This window comes from Microbacterium resistens (assembly GCF_031456305.1).
Classification (GTDB): Bacteria; Actinomycetota; Actinomycetes; order Actinomycetales; family Microbacteriaceae; genus Microbacterium; species Microbacterium resistens_A.
In genome coordinates this window covers 114,148-130,366 of the sequence record NZ_JAVDUM010000014.1, presented here as the reverse complement: position 1 = coordinate 130,366, position 16,219 = coordinate 114,148, and the positions used below count along the sequence as shown (strand labels likewise).

The window sequence follows — 16,219 nt, the reverse complement described above, 5'->3', positions numbered from 1 at the left end:
AGCAGGGAGAGAACCGATGAGCGTCCCTGACTACAACCGCGCGTGCGAAGCGTGCAGCAGCGGGGGTACGTGCTCTCAGCCATACGAGGCGTTGGACGGTACAACGTACTGGTGCAAGCTCATCTTCCCCGCCACCCCGGGAGAGAACCGAGAGGAGCAGGACCGATGAGCGCAACGAACGATCCCGCTGACCTGAAGGAGAAGCTCGCACACGCCCGCGAGCGTCTGGAAGCAGCGAACGACGCGATGCGCGCCGCTGACCAGAAGAACGACGCCGCGACCGCGATGGGTGGCGGCATCCCGGGATTCGGGGCGTCAGGGAGCCAGCGTGCGGCGCGGCAGGTGCGCACCGCTCTCGGCTCTGCGCATCGGGCGTGGAAGGAAGCGTCCGAGCGTGTCGAGAAGTGGTCCTACCGGGTGAAGCGCCTCGAAGTACGGATCGCGGAGATCGAACGGCCACGGCTCACCCGTGAGGACGTGCTGGGCGCGACGCTGATCCACGAGGCTCTGGCGGTCGCTCTGCGCGTCTACCCGGAGCGGCACCACGTCCACATGCGTGGCGTCTATGCGGACGCCTACGAGCGCGGATACCGAGCCGCCGCAGACCGCCCAGACGGGAGCACAGAGCGATGAGCACGCACGTAGACGAGACCCTGGTGAGGTTGCTCCGGCAGGGATGGCGCGGCGAGACTGCGACCGATCTGATGCGGGAGGCCGCTGCTCGGATCGAGGCGCTGACGAGCGCGCCAGACCGCCCAAACCGGAGTGAGGACGACGAGTTCGCGCCCGGCGAGTGCGACGGTTCGAGCACATGCTCGGCTCCGATCCACGTCCACGGCTGCTACGCGCCGCACCGGTCGGATCAGTGCGATTCGCCCGACGAGTACGGGCACACAGACCGCCCAAACGGGAGCGAGCATGTCTGACGCTCCTGACGAGTGGATCGTGAGCTACGGCATGGGCGGCTACGTCTGCTCGGTGTGCGGTGATCCGGTCGAGTCTGAGCCGTGCCCTTTGCATCAGCCCGAGGCGCACGCGCGATGCATGGACGCAGACCGCCCAATCCGTGCGACCAACAACGAAGGAGACGACCATGAACGCGACTGACGCACTGGAGTTTATCAAGAGCCTGCTCACCGAGGGGCAGCACGACGGCGGGATTGAGGTAAACGCGCCGAGCATCGAAGACGGCGCGCTGCTCGTTGATCTCAACGGCGCATACTTCGCCATCAGCGTCGAGGAATTCTGACGGCTGGTCGTGGAGCAACAGGCGGAGCACGCGCACATGAGAGGAGAGATGTTTGAGGCAGAAGGCTGAAATGGAGGTCGTGGGGTATCTGCCCCGTGATCCGGAGTTGCGGTACACCCGTGAGACGAATGAAGCGGTGCTGGGGCTCTCGGTGCCGTTCACGCCGCGTCGGAAGAACCGGCAGTCGGGGGAGTGGGAGGACGCGGGGGCGACGCTGTGGGTCAAGGCGTCGCTGTGGGGTGATCAGGCGGAACTCTACGCGGAGAAGCTGGCAAAGGGTACGGCCGTCCGGGTGTCGGGGGTGCCTGTGCTTCGACCGTGGGAGGCGAACGGCAAGTCCGGGGTGGACCTGGAGTTGCGGTTCGCTGAGGTGAGCATCATCCCGACGCGGCCTCGTCAGGGGGCTGATCCGCGGCCTGCTGAGGAGGATGCATGGGCGACGCCGGGGGCGTGGCCTGAGGGGACGTTCTGAGCGGCGTCCCGTGTGCCCGCGGATGCCGGATGCGGGGGAAGCACTTCGCGGTGTGCCCGTCTTTCGGGGGTGACGGGTCGTGTCGTGGGTGTGCGCCGCGGGAGGCGGTCGGGGATTCTCTGATCTGCGGTGTCTGTTTCGGTCGGACGCGGGGTCTGCTGGCCGCAACGCCGGACATGCTCGCGCATCTGCGGTCGCTGACGGATCCGCTGAAGGCCGTCGTGTACGACAGGGAGCCGGGCGGGGGCGGCGGGCGCACGCATGCGCCGCCGCCGGTCCCGGTGGAGCTGCTGGACGCCGCGGATTTCATCGTGACGTTGCTGTGGTCGGCTCGGGAGGTGATCGACGGGCGGGTGCCGGAGGGGCGTATGCAGGTTCCGGTCTCGGCCGGCGCGGTCGTGCTCCGTGACTTCGCGGATGATCTGACGGGCGGGATCCTGTCGGGGCTGTCTGCCCTGTCGGAGCGTCCGGAGATCGTGCCGCTCGCGGATGCGGTGATCGGCCGGCCGGAGCATGCGGACGGGTGGTCGTTGCGGACGATCTTCGAGCGGTGGTCGCTCAGAGAGGATCCGTGGTGGGCGGCTCAGCCGTGCCCGGTGCCGTCGTGTGGCCTGCGGGCGGTGAAGGTCACGCCTCCGGAGATTCCGGGCGGTGAGACGCGCTATGAGTGCGAGAAATGCGGGTGGGAAGCGCCCGAGGATGTGGACGGATTCTGGGCTGACGTGTTCAGTCGCAGAGAGGGGAGGGACGCGTGACGCGGAGACCGAGTGTGCGCCGGGAGTTCGATGCTGGGCATGCGTGCTGGCATGCATCGAACGTGCCGGGCTGTTTCGGGACGCAGCGGGAGGCGTTCTTGGCGGCGGTGCGTGAGGTGCGCCGGTCCGTGGGGGAGGCGCCCTGCTGATCCGGGTCTATTCGAAGCCGTCGTGTCAGCAGTGCACGGCGACGAAGCGGTGGTTGTCCGATCGGGGCATCCCGTTCGAGGAGGGAGACCTGACGGAGCCGGACAATCTGGCGGCGGCGAAGGCGCTCGGGCATTCCTCGGCGCCGGTCGTCGTGGTGGGGGATCGTTCCTGGTCGGGGTTCCGTCCCGACTTCCTGGATGAGATCGCCGAGCGGGTGAAGGAGTGAGCATGCAGACGTATGTGGTTGAGGCGCGACGCCATGAGGATGGGCCGTGGTCGCGGGTGATGACGGTGCAGGAGGATCTTGTGGATGAGATCGCCCCGTTGGTCCCGTCGGAGCCGGGTGAGTGGCGGATGCGTCTGGAGGATCCGGACGTGAATCATCCGCACCCGTCCCAGGCGGTGACGGCCAAGATCACCCGATGGGATCGTCTGCGCTGGTGGGCGCTGATGCGCTTCTCCCGGCGGGCTCGCCGCTGACGGGTGGCGATCTATGACAGGCAGGGGGCAGCGGATCGTGTGGGGCGCGCTGTGTCCACGATCTACCGCTGGGAGGAGCGCGGGGAAATCGTGTTCGTCTTGGGGCGGATCCGTGAGGACGATCTGCTCGCTGCCGACAAGCGGATGAGGGGCAAGAGGGGTCGTCCAAGAAAAAGCGCGAAAAGCGCGACGGAAGTGTGTTAAGCTAGCGCAAGCGCGAGAAGACCCAGGAGACCTAGTGAGGTCACCGGGTCTTTTTTCATGCGCTCGGCCGGGGTCGTTGCCCCCGATCCCGGCCCTTCTATTTCTTCCCCGCCGCCGCTCGCCCTCACTATAGGCGCCGTTGCGGTTGGCCGTTCTCTGATGACCGCCGAGGCGATGGCGTGGACTGCTAGGCAGCATGCCGCGAGCCGGTGAGAAGAGAGCCAACTCCTGCGCACGACTGGCGTATGGGCTGGCGGGGTTCTCGTAAGGAGGTGCCGCATGGCGCTGAAGGACGTTCTCAAGACGCCGCCGGTCTCCCCGACTGGGTATCGGTCGCGGATCGACGTGTGGCGGGATGGCCTGGATGACGCGGACCGGCGGGCGTTCGATGCCGCGCTGCGGAATCCGGAGTGGACGTCCACGGCGCTCGCTCGGACGCTGAAACCTGAGGGCCTGGACATCGGCGACTCGGCGTTGCGTGCCTACCGTCAGAAGGTCGCCGGATGATGCTCGCTGAGAAGCTGGCTGACCCGCCCTCGCCTCCGGAGATTCTGGGCTCCGCGGATGTCGGTCCGGATGGTGGCGAGCTTCGCGACGTGAAGGCGGACAAGCCGATCTCGGACTGGTCGGACGTGCTCCGCCGTTTCAATCTGGACCCGGACGTCTTCGAGGTGGACCGGGATACGGTGCGGATGAGCACCTGGCAGCAGTCGAAGCGCACGGACACGGGCGACCGTGATGTGGTGCAGCTCTACTCCTACCGGGCGTCATTCCGCCGGAAGCGGAGCATGCTCGACCTTCCGACGCTGTACGCGGCGGCGAAGGCGCGCAGGGCTCCGGATCTCGCCCCGGCGGACAACGACCGGACGATGATCGTCGTCCTGTCCGACGTGCAGGCGGGGAAGACGGGATCTCGCGGCGGGACGCCGGAGCTGCTGGAGCGGCTCCAGGGCGTGATGGCCCGCCTGGAGAAGCGTCTGCGAGCCCGCCGGCCGTCTCGGATCGTGCTCGCCGAGGGCGGAGATCTCTTCGAGAACTTCCACTCCGGCGGCGACCCAGCGTTCACCAACGATTTGTCGCTGGCGCAGCAGATGGATCTTGCGGGAACGATCGTCTTCGACTTCGTGCGTCTGCTAAGCCGATTCGCGCCCGTGGATGTCCTCACGGTCACCTCGAATCACACGGCCTGGCGGAATGGCCCGCAGACGCTCGGCAAGCCGGCGGATGACCTGGGCCTGTACGTGCATCGTCAGGTGGAGAAGCTCGCCGCCGCGTCACGGCTTCGCGCGACCTGGCACTTCCCGGGCGACTATGACGAGTCGATAGCGTTCGATGCAGGCGGGACCGTCCTCGGGATGGTGCACGGCAATCAGTACGGACCCGGCCGGGCGATCGACTGGTGGACGAAGCAACAGCACGGCGCACAGCCCGTCGCTCGGGCGGATGTCCTGATCGGTGCGCACTACCATCACCTGATGGTGCAGCCGACGGGCCGGAACGCACGCACGGGCCGGGCGAAATGGTTCCTTCAGGCGCCGACGCTCGACAACGGGTCGGACTGGTACCGGAACAAAGCCGGCGACGACTCGGACCCGGGCCTGCTGACATTCGACGTGACGGGCAACGGCTTCGACTTGCAGTCCCTCACCGTTCTCTGAGAAAGGGGCCGGAATGAGCACACCGGATCTCTGATCGCATAAGCGATCTGCTAATCTTCGCCCGTTCATAAGCGGGTGACGGCAACCCTCAACGCCGGAGCAATGGAGGGCGCGAGGTCGTGGCGCGATGTACCACGACGATGGCCGGTAGCTCAGTGGCAGAGCACCTCACTGTTAATGAGACGCGCGCAGGTTCGAATCCTGCTCGGCCAGCGACCGTCGTCGGGACCGGAGATCCGTGCACTGGATCCGGTCACACTTCGACGTGGGAGGACGCTCCCTCACGCCGCCTGTCGTGGTTTTCTACAGGCGTTGGCATGACTCCAGGTGGTGGACAGACCTGGGGATGCGCGGACGATCGGGCCGCGCTGCATACCGACCGAGACGCACGTCCCGGTTCGTGGGTTCGAATCCCACCATGCCATCGCAGCACTGATCATGCTGTGGCGATGATCCTCGCCATACCCTCCCGTCTCTGACGACAACGCCCGGATCAGATGGGTGCGTCATAGGCGGTCTGCGCGCGCCGGCCCTGACCTCAGGTCTACAGTCGGCGCGCGCACCACAGCTTCCCCTTGGGGGAATGGGCTACCCGCCCGTGAAGGGGAACGGCGCCAAGCCTGGCCTGGCGCGCTAGAAGTGAGGCCCGTGTCTTTCGAGGGGAGTAGCGATGGTGCACGAACTCGATGAGGAGTGGTCCGCGAAGAGGCGGGCTCTTGAGGAGTTCTACGGCGGTGAGGTACCGGATTCGACGGTGGAGCGTGTGGTCATGCTCGACGCGGACGATCTGGTGCACCCGTTCGTGGACTGATCCACCAGCAGAATGAATGAAGGGGCACGCTATGGCATCTAAGAAGGACCGGGAGATCGAGTCGCTGAAGTGGCAGCTCGGCGTATCGAGGCGTGACGCACAGGTCGCGTGGGGCCATATCAGGGCCCGTGACGAGCGGGAGCGAGAGAAGCGCGCGGCAGACGCGCGAGCGAAGGCCCGTGAGGTGCGGAAGCAGCACCTCACGGATGTGGGCAACGGGATTCTGAAGCTCAAGGACGCTTCGAACGCGAGGGTCACGCAGGAGAACGGCGGCAGGGTCCGTCTTCAGGCCGAGTTTGATCTGGACGCCGAGGAACATGCACTCGTGCAGCGGGCGCTACACGGTCCGCAGCGGGAGCCGGAGCGGCCAAAGGCGTATCAGATCAACTTCCAAGCTCTCGAAAACACGCGAGCGGCCATCCGCTACGCGACCGCGCAGAGGTTCGTGACCGGGATCCGCTTCTAACTATCTGTCTTGAGAGCCCGGCGCCTTTCGGTGTCCGGGCTCTCACCGTCTCAGGGCCGCGGGCTGATGAGCTGGTGGGCTCGCTGGTAGGAGATGCCGAGGATGGCGCCGATGTCGCGGAGAGGTACCTTGGCGGAGGCGAGGTCTCGGGCGAGATCGGTTGAGTGCTGACCCACGGCGCGGTCGAGGTCGGCAGCCTGCTTGCGTTCCTCGGCGATCTCGGCCACGCGGGCGGCTACGGCGATGTCATCGACGGCTGCCACTTCGAGGTCTACAGCCACGTCCTCGATGGCGACGCCTTGGGACGCGGCGATGTATTCGCGGGCCATGTCGGCTGCTTCGCTGAGTCGTCGTGCTTGTGTGAGCCCGTCGATCTCGGGGACGGCGATCATCCACCATTTGCCTTCGCGGGTGGCGGTGACCTTGTAGGTGTTCATTTGCTCTCCTCTTCCAGTGCTTTCAGGAGCTTCCGGTAGACGCCGGGGCTGATGGTGCGGTGTCCGTCGGGGAGCGTGAAGGTGGCTCCGGTCGGGCTCGCCCAGGTGGTGTGGCTGCCAGCGGTTCGGATGGGTGACCATCCGGCGTCCTTCAGCAGTCGGACGACCTTGCGTGTGGGTTGCTCGCTGACCATGAAAGTAGTCTAACTCGCTAGACGTATCAAGTCAAGTGGGCTAGACGAAAGCTGAGATGGGCCGGGACCGTGTCGATTAGGGGGAAACCATGAACGAGTACGCAGCAACGGCCATGCTGATGAACGCCGCCGCGGGTGAGCGCATCCTGGTCATCGAGCGCGATGGGCGCGCGGTGCGACAAGCCGTCGAGAGCTTCCGTCAGCCGAACGAGGCATACGCCTTCGGCGCGCAGATCCGAATCGCGAACGGCGCAGAGAGCGTGCGCCTGCCGAGCGGTGGTCGCATCAGCTTCGCGACGCCCCGAGGTTACCACCGGATGCGTGGGCAATCTGTGGACGTCGTCTTCATCGACAACGACGCACATCGAGTGCTTGGCGAGAGCATCGACGCATACGACCGATTCCGGCTCGACGTGGCGCTTGTGCTGAAATCCACCAATGGCAGGGTGGTGCACTCGTGAAGCGGGTGTGGCTGCTCGTCGGTGTGATCGCGGTGCTGACGCTGGTGCTCGCACCATCGGCTGTCGGGCACCCTCGGACGCATGCCCGTGATCTGTCGTTAGCGATGCAGGTCTACGGAGGTGTGCGATGACTGTCCCTGTGGAGCGGACGCCGGCTGCCCAGCTCACCACGGCCCGGCTGCTGCTGGCTCAGTTCGATGAGCAGATCCGGGAGTTCGAGCGGATGGGGGCGAAGAGGCGGGTGCGTACTGTGCGTGGTCGTGATCTGTCGGCTCGTATCGGTGGACTGCGTCGAGGGCGTGCGACGTGGGCTCAGCGTGTGGAGCGGCTCGCTGAGCAGATCGCCTCAGAGTCGGAGTAGTGGCTGGTGTCAGGTCGGGTGCTGCATGGCGTGAGGTCCGTGAGCAGGTCTTCCGTGAGGAGACGCACTGCCACATCTGCAAGCGCCGGGTGGACATGGCTCTGCCGTATAAGGATGCTCGCGGCAGGGTGAACAGGATGAGTAAGTCCGTGCATCACCTGGATCCTCATCCCACCCCTGAGACGGTAGCTATCCGTTCACGGCTCAGGCTCGCTCACCTGGGATGCAACAGCGCACAGGGTGACGGCTCACGAGTGCGATCGAAGACGTCGCGTGCATGGTGAGCATGCCCGAAGAGGCATGAACGACACGACGAGGTGACAGGACAGCAGGGGGTGGGGGAGACCCCCTCACCCTCATGCCCCTCAGGACCGCCGGGGAGTCAACTTTTCTCTCCCCGCTTTCTACCGAAAATGTTTCATAGGGGGTCCAGATCGTGGTTTCGAGGACGAATCCGCATGGCCTGGGCGCCCGTGGCCTGCGGTTGTATAAATCAATCGCGACCGGGCAAAACCTCACCGAGATCGAGGTGCAGAACCTCGTGGAGGCATGCCGGATCAGTGACCGGCTCGAAAAGCTGCACGAGCTGATCAACGGCGACGAAGACGCCTGGTTCCGGATCAAGCTGCCGCGCATGGATGACGGCGTCATAGAGCTGCTGATCAATGACCCGATGAAGGAAGCCCGGATGCACGCCGCCGCGCTGCGCCAACTCATTGCCCCTTTCGAGGGTGCGAAGAGGGACGAGGGTGCGGGGGAGGTGCCATCGAATGTCGCGAGCATCAGGGAAGGGCTCGAAGCGAGGAAGGGTGGTGCCGCCGCGCGTCCGAAGCGTTCCGCCAAGTAGTGGGACCGCGGGCGATGCTGCCATCGCCCTGTATGAGCTTTCGGGGCAGATGCTCGATGAGTGGCAGAAGGAGTCGGTGCGCGATGCGCTCGCTCAGGCTGCTGACGGCAACTGGGCCGCGTTCGAATTCGCGCTGATCGTCCCTCGCCAGAACGGCAAGGGTGAGGTGCTCGCCTGTATCGAGCTGGCGTTCATCTACCTTTTCGACGCGCGCCTTGTGATCCACACGGCGCATGAGTTCAAGACGTCGCAGGAAGCGTTCCTTCGGGTGAAGTTCATCATCGAGGGCACGCCGGAGCTGTACGCGCTGGTCAAGCGTCGGGGCTCCCGGGTCGTCGGGATCCGTACCGCGAACGGTGAAGAGGGGATCGAGCTTCAGTCCGGCGCGCGACTGCGCTTCCTGGCCCGCTCGAAGGGCTCTGGGCGCGGATTCACCGCGGATCTCGTGATTCTCGATGAGGCGTACGACCTTCCCGAAGAGGTTCTTGCGGCGATCATGGCGACGTTGACCGCTGCGCCGAATCCGCTCATCATCTACACGTCGTCGGCGGCGTTGGACTCGTCGGCGGTGCTGCGGCGGGTGATGGCCCGCGGCCGGCAGGAAGACGACCGGCCGAAGGACAAGAACCTCGCCTACCGGGAGTACAGCGCCGACCCGAAGGCGAACTTTGATGATCCGGAGGTGCAGCGGGGCGCGAACCCCGCCACCGAGTCGGACCGGGTGACGCTCGCCCTGCTGGCGAAGCTGCGCGCGGCGACCCCGAACGACGCGAAGTTCGGCCGTGAGCACCTGGGCATCCTGGACGAGTCCGCCGGCACGCGGGTGATCGACGGTGAGCGGTGGGCGTCGCTCGCCGACGAAGACTCGATGATGTGGGGCGGTGTCCCCGGGCATCTCCGCCGAGGGGCCGTCGCGGTCGCAATCGACGTCAACTTCGACGGGTCGCTGTCGTCGGTCGCGCTCGTCGGCCGGCAGGCCATCCGGAAGGGCGGGCACTGGCAGGCCGGGCCGAAGCTTCAGGGCGAGATCATCAAGCGGGGCCCCGGGACTGGCTGGGTTGTGGACTACGTCAAGGGCATCATCCAGCGATGGGGGCCGGTCGCCGTCGTCCTGGATCCGAAGGGCAGCCCCGGCAAGCTGATCCCGCGGTTCGAGGCCGAGTCCATCGACGTCACGAAGATCAGCTACTCCGAGCATGTGCAAGCCTGCGGGTTCTTCGAAGAGCTGATCATGGGGCCGGTCGATGAGCACGGCCGACACGATCCCGACGCGCCCCGCCTGTTCGTGCACCTCAGTGACGTCTACCTGGACGACGCGGTCGAGGCGGGCAAGAAGCGCACACCCGGCGAGGCCGGCGAGTGGCTGTGGCATCGCCGCGACACCACCGATATCTCGCCGCTCGTAGCCCTGACGCTCGCCGTGTTCGCCTTCACCCGCGCCGAGGGCACGCAACCAGATCGCCAGCGCATCAGCACGGCGATGTATTCGTACTCGTGATGGGAGACGCATGGATCTGAGCACTGCGAAGGCCCGCGCCTCCGTCGGGTGGGACGCGCTGGCGACCACGTCGAAGAACGCCAAGCAGATGAAGCGCCGAGAGGACTATCTGCACGGCGAGCAGGACAAGCCGTGGGCGCCGGACGGGATCGGGACCGAGCACGAGTCCCTCCGCTCCCAGTCGATCGTGAATTGGATGCCGCTGCCTGTCTTCGCCCCGATTCAAAGACTTCGCTGCGAAGGAGTCAGGACCGGGCTCGGCGACAGCATCGACAAGGGAATGTGGCGCGACGTGTGGGCGGCGAACAAGCTCGAAGCCCGTCAGACGATCATCTACGAGTCGATGATGACGCACGGGCGGGGAATCGCTTCCGTGTGGGTCAACGAGAAGATACGGGAGCGGCCGATCGTCCGCCCGCAGTCGGTACGCAACGTCTATCTGCACCCGGACCCGGAGGATCCGTTCCGCACCGAGTACGCGGTGAAGATCGTGGAGCAGGCGAAGGCGCCGAATGCGCTGATCGTCCCGACGGCTGCCCGCGGTGCTGACTCCGTCGCCTACGTCTACGACGACGAGAGCTGGATGCAGCTCCGACGCGAGGACGGCGCCTGGGAGCCGACGGGCAAGGGCGGGCCGCACCCGATGGGCGCGACTCCGTTCGTCACATTCGACTATCGCCCGAATGCGAACGCCGAGGTCTTCTCGCCGGTTGACCCGCTGATCCCGCAGCAGAATGCGATCAACACGATCCGCTTCAACATGCTTCTGGCGATGCAGTTCAGCGCATTCCGTCAGCGCGTCGTGACCGGATTCGACCCGGTGATGCGTGACGAGTCCGGACAGATCGTCTACAAGCGGAACCCCGACGGGTCGATCTACACGACCTCCGAAGGCCGGCGGGTACCGCTGCTGAACGAGTTCGGCCGTGCGGCCGTGGACCGGCTGCTCGTCTTCAACGGGGACCAAACGAAGGTCTTCGACATGCCGGAGTCGAACCTGGCGAACTACGTCACGATGCTCACCGAGTTCCTGACGCAGTTTTTCGCCACATCGCAGGTGCCGCCGCAGTATCTTCTCAGCCGAATGGCGAACCTCTCCGGGGACGCGATCTCGGGGGCGGAATCGACGCTGACCAGCTTGCAGGGCGAGCTGAAGCGCTACTCCAATGAGGGCATGGTCGAGATGCTGACCCTCGCGGCTCGCGCCGCAGGCCAGAACGAACCGGATCCCGACATGGAGATGCTCTACGCGGATACCGAGGTGAAGAGCTTCGGGCAGATCGTGGACGGCATCCAGAAGTTGATCACGTCCGGGTTCCCGCGTGAAGGCGCCTGGGAGATGATCCCCGGCGCGAATCAGCCGAAGGTGCAACGCTGGCTCGGACTCGCTGAGGCCGAGATGGACGCCGAGCTGCGCACTCTCGTGAAGGGAGGCATCCCCGATGCTTCCAACGGCGGCGACGGAGCACTACAACCAGCAGCAGCAGATAGCTGAGGACGCGACTCGCACGGCGAGAAGCCTGTGGAACCGTGTCGGCAGCGACTTCGACGCCGGATACGCGCGCATCAGTGAGGCGCTGACGGACACGGTGACCCGGGCGCAGTTCGCCGCCGCGCAGGGCGGGGTGGCGTATCTGCCCCGGGTGCTCGCGGAGACCGGCCAGGACGCCTCACGGCTGGAGCCGGTCTCCGCAGCGGCGTTCACCGGGGTAAACCGGTGGGGGGCTCCGCTCGACGGTGTGCTCCGGACTGCGGTGATCCGCTCCAAGCAGGCCGTCGGGGAAGGGCTCGCGCCGGCCTCGGCGTTGAAGCAGGGGCGGAAGTTCCTGGACACCGCTGTCCCCTCACTGCTCGCTGACGCGAACCGCGGCGCCGTGCAGGCCGGAATCACGTCGGCGGGGATCGCCGGGTACGTCCGGATGCTGAACGGGTCGAGCTGTCATCGCTGCATCATCCTCGCCGGGAAGTGGTTCCGCTGGAACAAGGGGTTTCAGCGGCATCCGCTGTGCGACTGCCGCCATATCCCCGCGTCGGAGAGCATGGCGGGGGATCTCACCACCGATCCCTATACGGCGTTCACGGTGATGAGCATCGAAGAGCAAGACCGCACATGGGGCAAACGCAACGCGCAGGCCATCCGCGACGGTGCCGACATCTACCGGGTGTCGAACGTGAAGACCCGCGGGCTTACGTCAGAGCGCTCTGCGCAGCGGTTCGGAACCCCGTCGAAGATGACGCTGGACGACATCTACAAAGAGGCCGGATCAAGCAGGACGAAGGCGACACAGTTGATGCGCCGCGAGGGGTACATCGTGGGCTCGCAGGAACTTCGCCAACAGGCGGAGCGCTTCAGTAAGCCGATCTCCCGCCCGATCGTTCCGGGTAGTGCCCGTGACCGGGTGCTGCGGGCGCGAGCAACTGGTGTTCGCGACCAGCTCGACCGCGCCACCATGACAGCTCAAGAACGACGTCTCTTCGACGCGACGTACCGGCTTGAGTATGCGCGCCGAAACGGGTCCATCCCACGCTCGATCGGGCCGAACAGTGCCGACGTCGCGGCGAACGCCCGCGGCCTCCCGCTCAACAGGGACCGGCTCGAACTCCTTGAGTCCGCGCTTCAGCGGCAGATCGCAGCGATAGATGTCGCGCGGCCTGAATCTGGCGACTTGCTCCGCCTCGTGGACGCGCTCGGCCTGAACGATGACCGCGCCGACATCGTGCATGAGCGGATATGGCGGCGCTTGAATGCCCGCTTCGCCGCGACCAATGGCAGCCGTCTCAGCCTCGCTGACGCGCTCCACCGCCTCTGATCTTCCTCGCCCGCCGCACGGCACGCGAGGAGCCACGCCCCACTCCTGCCGCACGGCACCGGGGCTCATTCCGAAAAGGAGAACCCATGTCACCGCGCACGCTCGGGCCACTCTCGCCGCCCTCCTGGCATCGACCGTGGTTCCGCTACCTCGCCCCTGTCGAAGGGGCCGAAGCCGGACCCGCCGCTCCCGCGGACCCCGCCGATCCTCCTGCACAGGGGGATACCGTCGATCCGCCCGCGGATCCGACGGACTGGAAGTCGGAGTCACGCAAGTGGGAGCAGCGTGCGAAGGAGAACCGCGAGAAGGCGGAGAAGTTCGATCAGGTGGAGGCGTCGAAGCTCTCCGAGATCGAACGCGAGCAAAAACGGGCGGTGGCCGCGGAGACGCTGGCGGCGTCGAACGCTGCCGAGCTGCTCCAGCTCACGTTTGCCAATGAGCACGGCATCACGAAGGACGAGCGGGCGTTGCTGACTGCCACGACCGAGGAAGCGCTTCAGGCGCAGGTCAATGCGGTCCTGAAGCTGCGCGCGCCGTCCACGGCATCCGCGAAGGATGCCGGCATCACGGGGGGCGGAAAGCCTCCTGCCCCCAAGCCCACATCTATGGAAGCAGCCTTCGCCGCGCATTACGCGGCGGAGAGCAACTGACGAAAGGCGTAGCGAATGGTTACCTCCCTCGCTGAAGCGAAGAACAACGCGCAGGAAGACTATGACCCGCTGGTCATTGACGAGTTCCGCAAGGGCTCGGCTATCGCGGACTCGCTGGTCTTCGACCAGGCCGTGAACCCGGCCGGTGGTGACGCGACCCTGGATTACGGTTACCGCAGGCAGGTCACGCAGGGTACCGCGGCGTTCCGACCCCTGAACACGGAGTACGCCCCGGGCGAGGTCACGACCTCGAAGCACTCCACGGAGCTGAAGGTTCTCGGTGGAACCTTCCAGGTGGACCGTGTGATCGCGAAGCTCGGCCCGGCAGTGTCGGGCTCGGTCGCGCTGAACATGCGCAACAAGATCAAGGCCGCGACGACCCTCTTCCAGGACGCCGTCATCAACGGCGACACTGCCGTGGACGCGGCGAGCTTCGACGGCCTGAACAAGGCTCTGGTCGGTTCCTCCACCGAGTACCGAGCGGATTCCGTAACGCATTGGGAGGACTGGGACACCGATCCCGCTGCCGTGCACAAGGCGCTCGATGACATCGATGAGTTTCTGTCGATGCTGGATGGTGCCCCGACGATCATCCTCGGAAACGCGCGAGCACTCGCCCGCGTCCGTGCGGCGGCACGCCGCGCCGGCCAGTACGTGAAGAACCCGATCGAGGGTCTGATCGGGCAGGACGGACGGCCGATCGAGCGTGAGACGTACGGTGGGATCGTGTTCGCCGACCCGGGTGCCAAGGCCGGATCGAACAGCCCCATCATCCCCATCCGCTCCGCGACCATCGGGGGCACGGCAGAGACGGGCCTGACGGATCTGTACGCCTACCGCGTCGGTCTCGACGGCTTCCACGGTGTGACGACCGTCGGTGGCAACCTCGTGGAGACCTGGCTGCCCGACTTCACGAACGTGAAGGCGGTCCAGGAGGGCGGTGTGGAGTTCGGCCCGGTCGGTGTCGCCCTGAAGGCGACCAAGGCGGCGGCGGTCTTCCGCAACATCAAGGTCGCGGCCTGATGACGCCGGTCATCCACACGCCTGTCGCCGGGTTCACCGGCACCGTCGCGGGGGTCAACTTCGCGGACGGTGTCGGTGAGACCGACGACACGGCCGCGCTCCTGTACTTCAGTGGCGCCGGGTACGACGTCCACGACGAGGAACCGCCCGCGGACATTCCCGTCACCCCTGAGGGGCCGGATCCCGTCACCCCGTCGGAGCTTCAGGGTGAGCCTGACGAGGATGCGTCGAGCGGCACGCCCGATCAGGACGCCAGCGACCGTCCGCATCCTGTGCAGGGGTCGAAGGCGGCGTGGTTCGAGTACCTGACCCGGATCAAGCCGGACCACGGCTTCGATCTGGAGACGTCGAAGCGTGATGAGCTGCGCGCCGCCGTCGAGGAGTTCGAGAGCGCCAAGTAGTCCGGAGGGGGACGCATGACGAATCCTGTCGCCGATCTCGATCGGCTGAAGAGCGCGTTCGAGCGTCCCTTGGTGGAGACGTCGGAGCTGCGCGAGCAGACGGCCGCGGCCCAGTGGCTGGACGACGCCTGGGGGGTCATCCAAGATGAGATCCCGGGTGTCGTCCGCCGGATGGCGCTCGATGCCGCGGACCCGGCATACCTGCGGCGCGATTCGGTGGCGCGGGTCATGGTCGCGATGGTCGTCCGTGTCCTGCGGAACCCGGACGCCCGCCGGCAGCTCGGCGAGGACACGTTCCAGGAGACGATCGACGCGGCCGTCTCCACGGGGCAGCTCTACATCTCCGAGGCGGAGCGGGGGCGGCTCCTCTCCAGCGCGGAGGGCGACGTCTCCCCGTACCTCTCGGGTGTGCACAACGTGAGCTTTGGGGGTGGGTGATGCCCATCTCCGTCTCTGCGCTGCACCGCGGGCAGCGAGCCGCCCAGGCGGACATGCGCGACCGGTGCCGGATCACCGCCGCGCCGCCGACACGAGGCCCCTGGAATCCGGTGACCCTGGACTATGACCCGCCGGAGCGGCCGGTGATCTACGAGGGGAAGTGCAAGCTGACTTTCGGTGCGGTCGAGCCGCGAGACGTGATCGCCGCGGACCAGCAGGTCGCCGAGCAGGCGGGGAAGCTCGCCATCCCTGTGGTGGGAACGGCGGGGGTCGCCAAGGGGCACCGTGTGGAGGTGCTGTCCTCCCTGACGGATCCCGACATGTCCGGATCCATCTTCGCGATCGGGGCGCGGCGGAGTCGGACGAATCCGACATCGCGGCGGTTCCAGATTGAGGAGACCCAGTGAGCGATCTTGATGCCCTGGCCCGAGACCTCACCGATCTCGCCGACCTCGTCCCCAAGCGGGCGGAGCAAGCGGTCCAGCAGGCCGCGCTCAGAACGCGCGACAACTGGAGAACGAAGGCCGCGGGGAACCCGCTGAAACGGCAGTACACCGCGACGATCGACTACACCGTGGGGCGTGAGTCGAGCGCCGGGGTGAAGGAGATCGCGGTCGGCGGTGCCGTACGTGGCACCTACTATGCCGAGGTCGGCCCGGACCTGGATCGGTACGGCGGGACGACCGGAAAGGCCGGCCTGGTGCCCTCGGCCGGCATCTTTGATGACCCGATCAGCCCCGTGCGACGAAAGCCGGACCGGGCGCGGCGCGACGCGGAGAACTTCGCGGAGAACGAGCTGTCGAAGGGCATCGAGATCGCGCTACGGGACTCGCTCACCGACCGCGGATTGTGAG

Annotated in this window: 24 protein-coding genes and 2 tRNA genes; 24 read left to right on the top strand and 2 right to left on the bottom strand. The window is 66.3% G+C overall.

All coding sequences use genetic code 11. From position 1 onward, the window contains the following. Positions 1–165: 165 nt before the first annotated feature. From J2Y69_RS15345 to J2Y69_RS15290, 12 genes are all read left to right on the top strand, one after another. Complete coding sequence (locus J2Y69_RS15345) at positions 166–633, top strand: hypothetical protein (RefSeq protein ID WP_310022335.1); 468 nt, start codon at positions 166–168, stop codon at positions 631–633. 460 nt (positions 634–1,093) lie between these two features. Then, positions 1,094–1,249: a hypothetical protein gene (locus tag J2Y69_RS15340; RefSeq protein WP_310022333.1), complete on the top strand. Its 156-nt coding sequence runs from the start codon at positions 1,094–1,096 to the stop codon at positions 1,247–1,249. 52 nt (positions 1,250–1,301) lie between these two features. Further along, positions 1,302–1,721, top strand: a complete 420-nt coding sequence (locus J2Y69_RS15335) for a single-stranded DNA-binding protein (RefSeq protein ID WP_310022331.1) — start codon at positions 1,302–1,304, stop codon at positions 1,719–1,721. 281 nt (positions 1,722–2,002) lie between these two features. After that, the gene (locus tag J2Y69_RS15330; RefSeq protein ID WP_310022329.1) at positions 2,003–2,476 is read left to right on the top strand and encodes a hypothetical protein; all 474 of its coding nucleotides are present in this window, start codon (positions 2,003–2,005) and stop codon (positions 2,474–2,476) included. Between the two features lie 142 nt (positions 2,477–2,618). Continuing rightward, positions 2,619–2,852 (top strand): glutaredoxin domain-containing protein, encoded by a 234-nt coding sequence (locus J2Y69_RS15325; protein WP_310022341.1) that lies wholly within the window; start codon positions 2,619–2,621, stop codon positions 2,850–2,852. Positions 2,853–2,854: 2 nt separating this feature from the next. Further along, positions 2,855–3,106, top strand: coding sequence for a hypothetical protein (locus J2Y69_RS15320; protein WP_310022328.1), 252 nt, complete (start codon positions 2,855–2,857; stop codon positions 3,104–3,106). Between the two features lie 483 nt (positions 3,107–3,589). Next, positions 3,590–3,817 (top strand): hypothetical protein, encoded by a 228-nt coding sequence (locus J2Y69_RS15315; RefSeq protein WP_310022326.1) that lies wholly within the window; start codon positions 3,590–3,592, stop codon positions 3,815–3,817. Beyond that, positions 3,814–4,968, top strand: coding sequence for a hypothetical protein (locus tag J2Y69_RS15310; RefSeq protein ID WP_310022324.1), 1,155 nt, complete (start codon positions 3,814–3,816; stop codon positions 4,966–4,968). The genes J2Y69_RS15315 and J2Y69_RS15310 overlap by 4 nt, the downstream gene beginning before the upstream one ends. A gap of 141 nt (positions 4,969–5,109) precedes the next feature. Next, positions 5,110–5,181 (top strand) — tRNA-Asn (locus J2Y69_RS15305). A gap of 100 nt (positions 5,182–5,281) precedes the next feature. Beyond that, positions 5,282–5,393: transfer RNA gene (locus J2Y69_RS15300), tRNA-OTHER, on the top strand. A 245-nt stretch (positions 5,394–5,638) separates the two neighbouring features. After that, positions 5,639–5,779, top strand: coding sequence for a hypothetical protein (locus J2Y69_RS15295; protein ID WP_310022322.1), 141 nt, complete (start codon positions 5,639–5,641; stop codon positions 5,777–5,779). A gap of 31 nt (positions 5,780–5,810) precedes the next feature. Next, entirely contained in the window at positions 5,811–6,245 is a 435-nt protein-coding gene (locus J2Y69_RS15290) for a hypothetical protein (protein ID WP_310022320.1), read from the top strand. Positions 6,246–6,295: 50 nt separating this feature from the next. Here J2Y69_RS15290 and J2Y69_RS15285 read toward each other — a convergent pair whose 3' ends face one another. Both J2Y69_RS15285 and J2Y69_RS15280 read right to left on the bottom strand, forming a co-directional pair. Beyond that, entirely contained in the window at positions 6,296–6,682 is a 387-nt protein-coding gene (locus J2Y69_RS15285; RefSeq protein WP_310022318.1) for a hypothetical protein, read from the bottom strand. After that, positions 6,679–6,876 (bottom strand): type II toxin-antitoxin system HicA family toxin, encoded by a 198-nt coding sequence (locus J2Y69_RS15280; protein ID WP_310022316.1) that lies wholly within the window; start codon positions 6,874–6,876, stop codon positions 6,679–6,681. The genes J2Y69_RS15285 and J2Y69_RS15280 overlap by 4 nt, the downstream gene beginning before the upstream one ends. Positions 6,877–6,965: 89 nt before the next feature. On the opposite strand from J2Y69_RS15280, the gene J2Y69_RS15275 reads away from it, so the two are divergent. The 12 genes from J2Y69_RS15275 to J2Y69_RS15220 all read left to right on the top strand — a co-directional run bounded on the left by J2Y69_RS15275 (position 6,966) and on the right by J2Y69_RS15220 (position 16,218). Further along, positions 6,966–7,337: a hypothetical protein gene (locus J2Y69_RS15275; protein WP_310022314.1), complete on the top strand. Its 372-nt coding sequence runs from the start codon at positions 6,966–6,968 to the stop codon at positions 7,335–7,337. A 127-nt stretch (positions 7,338–7,464) separates the two neighbouring features. Continuing rightward, positions 7,465–7,698 (top strand): hypothetical protein, encoded by a 234-nt coding sequence (locus J2Y69_RS15270; protein WP_310022312.1) that lies wholly within the window; start codon positions 7,465–7,467, stop codon positions 7,696–7,698. 436 nt (positions 7,699–8,134) lie between these two features. Beyond that, complete coding sequence (locus J2Y69_RS15265; RefSeq protein ID WP_310022310.1) at positions 8,135–8,545, top strand: hypothetical protein; 411 nt, start codon at positions 8,135–8,137, stop codon at positions 8,543–8,545. 49 nt (positions 8,546–8,594) lie between these two features. Then, a complete protein-coding gene (locus J2Y69_RS15260; RefSeq protein ID WP_310022309.1) occupies positions 8,595–10,043 on the top strand; it encodes a hypothetical protein in 1,449 nt (482 codons plus the stop codon). Positions 10,044–10,053: 10 nt separating this feature from the next. Then, complete coding sequence (locus tag J2Y69_RS15255; protein WP_310022306.1) at positions 10,054–11,538, top strand: phage portal protein; 1,485 nt, start codon at positions 10,054–10,056, stop codon at positions 11,536–11,538. Between the two features lie 94 nt (positions 11,539–11,632). Further along, positions 11,633–12,853, top strand: coding sequence for a hypothetical protein (locus J2Y69_RS15250; RefSeq protein WP_310022303.1), 1,221 nt, complete (start codon positions 11,633–11,635; stop codon positions 12,851–12,853). Between the two features lie 86 nt (positions 12,854–12,939). Beyond that, positions 12,940–13,503, top strand: a complete 564-nt coding sequence (locus J2Y69_RS15245) for a hypothetical protein (RefSeq protein ID WP_310022302.1) — start codon at positions 12,940–12,942, stop codon at positions 13,501–13,503. A gap of 15 nt (positions 13,504–13,518) precedes the next feature. Then, a complete protein-coding gene (locus J2Y69_RS15240; protein ID WP_310022300.1) occupies positions 13,519–14,526 on the top strand; it encodes a major capsid protein in 1,008 nt (335 codons plus the stop codon). Further along, on the top strand, positions 14,526–14,927 hold the full coding sequence (locus tag J2Y69_RS15235; protein ID WP_310022298.1) for a hypothetical protein: 402 nt from the start codon (positions 14,526–14,528) through the stop codon (positions 14,925–14,927). The genes J2Y69_RS15240 and J2Y69_RS15235 overlap by 1 nt, the downstream gene beginning before the upstream one ends. A gap of 15 nt (positions 14,928–14,942) precedes the next feature. Beyond that, complete coding sequence (locus J2Y69_RS15230) at positions 14,943–15,365, top strand: hypothetical protein (protein ID WP_310022297.1); 423 nt, start codon at positions 14,943–14,945, stop codon at positions 15,363–15,365. Continuing rightward, positions 15,365–15,772, top strand: coding sequence for a DUF6093 family protein (locus J2Y69_RS15225; protein ID WP_310022296.1), 408 nt, complete (start codon positions 15,365–15,367; stop codon positions 15,770–15,772). The genes J2Y69_RS15230 and J2Y69_RS15225 overlap by 1 nt, the downstream gene beginning before the upstream one ends. Further along, positions 15,769–16,218: a hypothetical protein gene (locus J2Y69_RS15220; RefSeq protein ID WP_310022295.1), complete on the top strand. Its 450-nt coding sequence runs from the start codon at positions 15,769–15,771 to the stop codon at positions 16,216–16,218. The genes J2Y69_RS15225 and J2Y69_RS15220 overlap by 4 nt, the downstream gene beginning before the upstream one ends. Position 16,219: the final 1 nt, after the last annotated feature.